This window comes from Dietzia sp. DQ12-76 (genome assembly GCF_014145045.1).
Classification (GTDB): Bacteria; Actinomycetota; Actinomycetes; order Mycobacteriales; family Mycobacteriaceae; genus Dietzia.
This window is the reverse complement of record NZ_JAALDV010000113.1, coordinates 1-2,270: the sequence shown is the minus strand read 5'-3', so window position 1 is coordinate 2,270 and position 2,270 is coordinate 1. Positions and strand designations below refer to the sequence as shown.

General features: G+C 69.8%; 1 protein-coding gene. It reads right to left on the bottom strand.

Annotated elements, in window-relative coordinates:
• Positions 1–199: 199 nt before the first annotated feature.
• On the bottom strand, positions 200–2,270 hold a 2,071-nt coding region (locus G6019_RS04985), incomplete at its 5' end, for a serine/threonine protein kinase (RefSeq protein ID WP_182613164.1).

Sequence of the window (2,270 nt, the reverse complement as noted above, 5' to 3'; positions counted from 1 at the left end):
GGCTCGCGCCAACTCCCAGGTGCGCGGCTCGCTGGCGGAGACGGGCGTGGGAGCGACGGACCTGCTGCTGTGGGCCCTGACCGCCGCCGCGGCCGGAGTGACCCTGATCCTGCTGGCCGGCCGGCGGCGTCGCGACGCCGAGTGCTGAGACCGCGAGCGGTGAGGAGCAGAGAGCCGGGATGCCGACACCCGGGCGGCGTCAGAACAGGGTTCGAGGCCGGATGCTGTTGGCCTGGTCCACCAACCGGAAGCGCTGCTGCCGGGTCTCGGTGGACCGCGCCAGGGTCCGCAACACCGTCTCCGCGCCCGTTCTCAGACCGAACTCGGTGAACGGCACCCCCCGCATCAGTGGCGACGGCGAGGGCTCGTTTCCGGGAAGCTGGATCCAACTCAGTGCCGTGGTCAGCACGGTGAGGCGGATCTGGACGGCCCGGTGCTCACCGGCGGACAGGTTCGCGACGCGACGAGCGGCCTCGCGCAGGTGGGATTCCTCGGTCTCCCGCAGTGGCCGCCCCTGGCACAGCAGCAGGATCGCCGTGAGATTGGCCAGGGCCGAGTATCGGGAGTTGGGCGGGACCCGGTCCAGTTCCTCGATCGCCGCCGCGACCTCCCCGCGCCTCTGCAACTGTCGGGCCAACCCGAATGCGGAACTGACCACCGACCGGTCCACGGACCACACCGTGCGGTAGAAGTGCTCGCTCGACCGCGCCCATCGGGCCCTGTCCCCCTCCGGGCAGACGTCGAGGATGAGCTCGGCGGTCGCCGCGAGCGCCAGCTTGGGCCCGTTCTCCCCCGGCATGGCCGACAACACCTGCTGGAACTTCGGATAGGCGCCCACGGGATCCCCTTTGAGCAGGGCGATCACCCCGACGTACCAGACCAGGCGCCACTCCGAGCGGAGTCGGTCGGAGTTCTCCTCCAGCAAGGCCTCGGCCGACGCGAGGTCTCCGCTCTCGAGGTAGGCGCGGGCGAGCGACATGATCACCCCCACGCTGTCGTGGGCCTCGGACTCGGTATCCGAGTACAGCTCACGGAGCGTGTCGATCCGCTGCTCCACGGAGGTGTAGGAGGTGGCGGCCAGGATGCGCCCGGCGGGATCGGAGGACTCCATCAGCGGCACGGGCAGGGCGTCGACGAGTTCGGCACCGGTCAGTGTGGTGTCGCGGGCGTGGCCGTCGACGAGGAAATCGGTCGGCTCGACCGTGAACAACGTGCCGAACGTGGACCGCTGCGGCGAGAACACCGAGGAGAACGCCGGATGCGGGATCCCGGTACGCAGAGCGAGGACTTCGCGCAACACGCCCATCAGCTGGCCGGCCATCCCGTTGGCGCTGCGGAACCGCATGGTCGGGTCCTCGTTGGTCGAGCGCAACAGGAAACGGTAGAGCGAGTCGTACCGGCTGAACACCGGCTCCTCGACGGGGGAGGGGATCCCGTCGGCGTAACGGCCGTCGACCACCGGCAGTCGGACGATCAACGACGCCAGGGTGCGCCCCACGGTGTAGAGGTCGGAGGCGATGGTGGGGCCGGTCTCGGGGATCTCCGGCGCCTGGAAGCCCGGTGTGCCGTAGATGTGCCCGTAGTCGCCGACGCCCGAGACCGCGCCCATGTCGATGAGCTTGACGTGGTCCTCGGTGAGCATGATGTTCTCGGGCTTGAGGTCGTTGTAGACCAGCCCCACGGAGTGCAGGTAGGACAGCGCTGTGAGGGCCTCGAGGACGTACGCGATCGCCTTCTCCACCGGCAGGACGCGACCCGGCGCCGACCTGCGCACGTCCCGCAGGCTGGGCCCACCGACGTACTCCATCACGATGTAGCCGCCGTGGGTGGGCGAGGTGGCCCAGTCGTCGTGGATGAAGTTGTAGATCCTCACGATCGACGGGTGGGAGAGTTCGGCCAGGATCTCCCGCTCGGCCACCGCCACCTCCTGCGCCTCGGCCTGGTCGGCGTGGAGCAGGCCCTTGAGCACCACCCACCGGTCGGACACGTTGTGGTCCACGGCGAGGTAGATCCAACCCATCCCACCGTGGGCGAGCGCGCCGCGGACCTCGTACTGGTCGGCCACCACGTCGCCGGGTCGGAGTTCGGGCCGCGGGAGTCGTCCATCCGAGGCCTCGCACTCGGCCTCGATGTCCTCCGGCGAGAGCATGGCCGAGTGGGGATCCACCGGGATGATGTACGGCAGGTCCACCAGCCCCTCCGACGCCGGGCTCGGTCGGTCCTCGGGCTTACTGGGTTGACGCATCCGGAACGGTGCCGAGCCGGCGCGG